A 5832-nucleotide genomic window follows, 5' to 3' on the forward strand; every position below is an offset into this window, starting at 1 on the left:
AACCGTTCCTAAAGATGTAGACGAAGACAAACTAGTCATTGAACTTTCGGATAATAAAGACATTTTGATGATTCAGATTATTGAATAGTGTAAACATTAGAAAGCAAATTTCTCTATCAACCTATTTAGACAACCTTAACTGACAATATTATAATTTTTTCTTATTAATAATGAAGTAATATTTTTATTCTTATATATAATTTTTTGTTATTGATAACATTGATTATGATTGATTATTTTATTTGACTTTGTTATGTTCAATTCATAACGTTATGTTTATTTTAAGGAGGAATATTTTATTATGAAGAAAGTTGGCTTAATTTTAACTGCGGTCTTGGCTTGTCTTGTATTATTGGGAGGATGTGGCAAAAAGACCGCTGATGCTGATAAGGACACCACCACTAACGTAAAGAGTAGTAAAAAAGTTACCTTAGACTTTTGGTCTTTCTGGGGTTCGGGCGCCCGACGCGAGGTCATTGAATCAATTATCAAAGACTACAATGAATCACAAGATAAAGTGAAAATAAAATATAGTTATCAGCCTTGGGGCGATATTTGGACAAAATCTTTGTCTGCAATTACAGCTGGTAATCCACCTGACGTAATTGTTCAAGATATTAACTCTGTTGCACAACGGGCTGATGCAAAACAAGCAACTGATATTACCAAATACTTAGACAAAGGTATTAATAAACGTTTCTACTCTCAACTTTTTAAAACAACGCAATATCAAAATAAAACTTACGGTCTGCCGTTTAATACAGATACACAAGTTATCTTCTATAATAAAAAAATATTTAAAAATGCTGGTTTGACTGATAAAGATTTGCCACAAACTTGGTCTGAACTAGACGCGGTGGCACGTACACTTGACATCAAAAAAGACGATACTTTTACTCGCATTGGCTTTTATCCATTATGGAGTCTTGATACCCAAGTTTGGGCATTAAATGCTGACGGTGGTACAAGTTGGTTTAATGACAAGAATCAAGTCAAGATAGATACAAAGAATAAGCGAAAAGCTTTACAGTGGATTCTTGACGCTCAAAAATATTACGGCAAGAAAACTATTAATCGCTTAGAGGCAGAATTTGGTTCCGGTGTCGCAGATCCATTCTTATCAGGTACAGTAGCAATGCGTGCACAAAACATTAATTACTATACATCAATTAAAGAAAATGCCCCTAAGGACTTCGAATTTGGAGTTATCCAACTTCCTGAATTCCAAAAAGGCTCCGGTCATAAGACTTGGGGTGGCGGTTTTACACTAGAAGTTCCTACTGGTGCTAAACATGTCAAAGAATCTGTAGATTTTATCAAATACCTGACGTCAGATAAAGTCCAAGAAAAATTTGGTGCAGCCAGTTTTGATATTATGGCCAATAAAAAAGCAAATACTAATTTGATTAACGGTAAACAATTAGATGAAACTGGACAAATGATTTATAAAACAGCCGATCAAGCGATGTCGTCTACTGTTCTAACACCTATTCCACTAAGCGCACCAGATTATAACAATCTTGTTAATGAACAAATTGATGCCGCACTGTTGGGCCAAAAATCAGCTAAGCAAGCACTTAAAGACGCGCAAACTGCTGTTGAAAATCTCGTTAAACAACACAAGTAATTGAAAAGAGGTAATGCTGAAATGACTAAACGATCACTTCGTCAAAAGCAAGAAGCACGCTGGGGATTCTTTTTCGTTGCACCATTTCTCATCGGCTTTGTTCTCTTTATGTTTGGCCCAATGTTATTTTCATTAATTGGTAGTTTTACCGATTATAATTTAACTTCTAAAATGAATTTTATTGGACTTAATAATTTTAAACGAATGTTTTTAAACGACGATTTATTTTGGAAATCTCTTTACAATACAGCTTACTTCACGATATTTAACGTACCTTTAACAACCCTTTTTAGTATCTTTTTAGCGGTTATTTTAAACCAAAAATTGGTTGGCATGCGTTTCTTTCGCACTATTTTTTATCTTCCTGCTGTCCTATCAGGTGTTGCTGTCTATATTTTATGGATGCAGTTGCTTTCGCCATCTACGGGACTGATTAATACCATCCTATCTTGGTTCCACATAACAGGACCATCTTGGCTATTTGATCCAAATTGGACTAAACCCGCTTTGATTATGATGAAACTTTGGAGTGCGGGCGGTGCAATGTTACTTTACTTAGCAACATTGCAAAACGTCCCTACTCAACTTTACGAATCTGCCGAAATAGATGGAGCTGGTATTTGGCAACAATTTCGCCATGTCACTTTACCAATGATTACGCCAATTATTTTTTACGATGTTATCACCAGTACAATCGGTTCATTTCAAATCTTTCAAGAAGCCTATGTCATGACCAGTAACGGTCAAGGTGGCCCTGCTAATTCTCTATTATTTTACAATTTACACATGTGGAATAAGGCTTTCGTCGGTTTTGACATGGGCTATGCAATGGCTATGTCAATGGTTCTATTTATGATTGTGTTGGTTTTGACTTTGATTAATCTGAAACTAGCTCCTCGTTGGGTTCATTATGCTGGAGGTGATCAATAATGGCGACTGAAGTACAACGTCTAAGTCATAATCCCATTGTCACTAAAAAGGGAGCGAGCAAACAACGAACTCGCTTTATTAAAACAATTGGCAGTTATCTACTACTAGGTGGCATTAGTCTCGTCTTATTAACACCTTTATTATGGATGATCTTTACCTCACTTAAACCAATGACTGAGATTGTGCAATTTCCGCCAACTTTTTTTCCAAAAACAATCCATTGGGAAAATTATCTAATGGCGATTAACAGTTTTCCATTTTGGAGTTACGCAAAAAATACGTTAATTATCGCCGGTAGTGTGGTCATTGGTAATGTTCTTGCAAATTCATTTATTGCTTATGGCTTTGCAAAACTTAATTTTCCAGGTAAGAGAATCTTGTTTGCTTTGGTATTATCGACAATGATGATTCCAGGTTTTGTGACAATGATCCCGCAATACGTTATTTTCTCTAAAATTGGCTGGGTAGGAACTTATTTACCTCTAATTGTTCCTTCTTTTTTTGGGAATGCCTTTAATATATTTTTGATGCGACAATTTTATCTCTCTATTTCCAACGAATTAATTGAAGCAGCTCAATTAGACGGTGCTAATCATCTCTACATTTGGAGCCATCTCATGATTCCTTTGACTAAACCGGCTCTAATTACCATTGCGATCAACTCTTTTAATGGCGCTTGGAATGATTTTCTTGGCCCTTTACTATACATTAAGGATCAACGTCAATATACGTTGCAGATAGGACTCCAAGTCTTCAAGAACCAGTCAACAACACAGTGGCATTATTTAATGGCCGGTGCTGTCTTAGTGCTATTGCCAACGATACTACTATTTTTCTTTGCTCAACGTTACTTTATTGAAGGTATGAATTTAACAGCTGGAACGAAAGGATAATTACACGATGCCAAAATATTCTAATCGTTTCGTTAACTTAATCCACTGGATACCACGTTTAGTCGTTCTAAATTACTTGTGGTTATTAGCCAGTTTGCCATTAGTCACTTTGGTATCCTCCACTCGTACAACCGCCTATTTAGTCATGCAATATCGTCAAGAAGATCAAATCTCTAAAAATATTTGGCAAACGTTTTGGCAAACGTTTAAGACAACTCGGCATCGTTTTGATTTTATACGTAGTTTTATTTTAGTTCTGACAGTAATAGACTGTTGGTTACTTGCTAAAATGACATCACCCTTATCTAAAACCGCACTAGCTGCCTTAATCCTAATTTTACTAGGGTGTACATTACTTAGCAGTTGGCATATCACCTTAACTGCTAAGTACAAACATGTCAGCTGCATTCAAGTTTTTGTCTACTGTGGGCAACACTTCGGCCTGCTACTCGGCCAAGTACTGTTAAACATTGTGGTCTGCCTTACACTATTCTTATTCGGTCAAGGCTTCGCTTTACTTGCTGGTATCAGTACAATTATCGGTCTAAATATAGGCTTTACTCATTATTTTATCAATAGTAATTAGCAAATAGATCACTTTTATTAATAGATGATTGAAAAACTCTTGAAGCTATATATTGACGTCTATTATTACAATACCAATCATTTTATGCTCTTATCTGTAGTATTTAATACATCTTATTCAGCCAGATATATGATGAATTACGACATTGGATAAGAGTATTTTAATGGCTTAATTTTTGATATTAAGAAGTTAGAAAATATATTCATTACAGAATACACGGTAATTTAATATGTTTTAGCCAGTAGTTATAACCTCATAAAATAAATGATTTAAGAAACGATGGTATGAATAAGGAACACATCGTGCTCTTAGAAATATCATTGATGGTTAGCGAATTTTTTTAATAAGAGATACATTTATATCCGGAAAGGTTACGTAAAGTCAATATTGATAATAACACGATTGAGTTATGCTCCTATCCTAGTATTTGGTACATCTAATTCTAGACAGATGTGTCATAATTAAATTACTTAGGATAGGAGCTTTTTTAATGAAACGATATACCGACGAATTTAAAGAAAGTATCGTGAAGATGCATCATGAAGAGAAACGTTCAGTACGTTCTCTTTCAGAAGAATATGGCATTTCCCCAGCGGCCATTCATAACTGGATTAAGGCTGCTAAATCAGTTGAATTAGCTGATGGTTCTGAAATGACTGCTAAGGAGTTTAAGCAACTTCAAAAAGAAAATCAGCGTCTTAAAGAGGAATTAGAAATTTTAAAAGCTGCGGCGGTGTTACTGGGAAAGCGCTAGGTCGAATAAATGGACTTGCCTTTATTAAAGACTAACTGGTTAAACACCGCTTGTCTGTTATTTTGACTGCTTTGAAGCTGCCACGAAGTACTTATTATCACTGGAAAAAACACCAACCTAGTCTGCACGAATGTACCTATAGTAAATTAAAAAGACAAATTAGGTTGATTTGGCAAAACAACTATAAAGCTTACGGCTATCCACGAATAACACTGGCATTAAAAAGTTTAGGCATTAAAATTGGTCCTAAGCGTGTTTTTCGTCTTATGAGAGAAATGAAAATTCATTCGTTAATGAATCGTAGATTCAAAAAACCAGGTACCCATGTCGATTACTCACAACGTCCTAACTTTATTAAACGTCATCCTAAAGCAAGTGTATGGCGTACTGACATCACTTATCTAGAATTACGTCCAGGAACTTGGGTTTATCTTAGTTCTGTTTATGAGCCGAGGGCTCATCGTGTTCTTGCCTTTAAAGTTAGTCGCCAAATGGATGCAAAGTTAGTTGTTAAGACGCTTAATCAAGCACTCGAAAACTTTAAAAAACCCGTATTCATTCATTCGGATATGGGATCACAATATACAAGTAACGAAGTTGAAACACTGCTTGAGAGACATCAAATTGTCCACTCGTATTCAAAACAAGGTTATCCCTATGACAATAGTCAAATTCAATCTTTTCATTCATTGCTAAAACGAGAATTTGTGTTCCAAACTCACTTTCAAGTTATGAAGATTTGGTCGTTAGAACATCAACTTATATTGACTGGTTCAACACAAAGAGAATTAGAACTTCTGTCTAACAAAAGATGTACCAAATATTGGCTTAGGAGCATTTAGAACAAACCACTATTTGACTTAGTAAAAAATAACATAGATACCACTGGACGTAAATCATAATGTTGTTTTATGTCCTATTTCTTTGGAATAAATAACCATCACAAAAAATTTAGAACAATTTATTTAACAAATACTGGATCTGAGTCAAGAATCCGGACACGTTTATGTATAATTTAAGCGACTAATTCTTCCTTTTCATT

Annotated in this window: 4 protein-coding genes and 1 pseudogene; all 5 read left to right on the forward strand. The window is 34.9% G+C overall.

Translation table 11 applies throughout. The features are described from left to right. Window positions 1-301: 301 nt before the first annotated feature. On the forward strand, window positions 302-1627 hold the full coding sequence (locus tag EKM67_RS10215) for an ABC transporter substrate-binding protein (protein WP_125578887.1): 1326 nt from the start codon (window positions 302-304) through the stop codon (window positions 1625-1627). 21 nt (window positions 1628-1648) lie between these two features. Beyond that, on the forward strand, window positions 1649-2557 hold the full coding sequence (locus EKM67_RS10220; RefSeq protein ID WP_125578888.1) for a carbohydrate ABC transporter permease: 909 nt from the start codon (window positions 1649-1651) through the stop codon (window positions 2555-2557). Then, on the forward strand, window positions 2557-3450 hold the full coding sequence (locus tag EKM67_RS10225; RefSeq protein WP_125578889.1) for a carbohydrate ABC transporter permease: 894 nt from the start codon (window positions 2557-2559) through the stop codon (window positions 3448-3450). The genes EKM67_RS10220 and EKM67_RS10225 overlap by 1 nt, the downstream gene beginning before the upstream one ends. Before the next feature lie 7 nt (window positions 3451-3457). Beyond that, a complete protein-coding gene (locus EKM67_RS10230) occupies window positions 3458-4036 on the forward strand; it encodes a YesL family protein (protein ID WP_125578890.1) in 579 nt (192 codons plus the stop codon). A gap of 490 nt (window positions 4037-4526) precedes the next feature. Further along, a pseudogene (locus EKM67_RS10235) lies at window positions 4527-5595 on the forward strand (IS3 family transposase). The last annotated feature ends 237 nt before the right edge of the window (window positions 5596-5832 follow it).

Source organism: Lapidilactobacillus mulanensis (genome assembly GCF_003946215.1).
Classification (GTDB): Bacteria; Bacillota; Bacilli; order Lactobacillales; family Lactobacillaceae; genus Lapidilactobacillus; species Lapidilactobacillus mulanensis.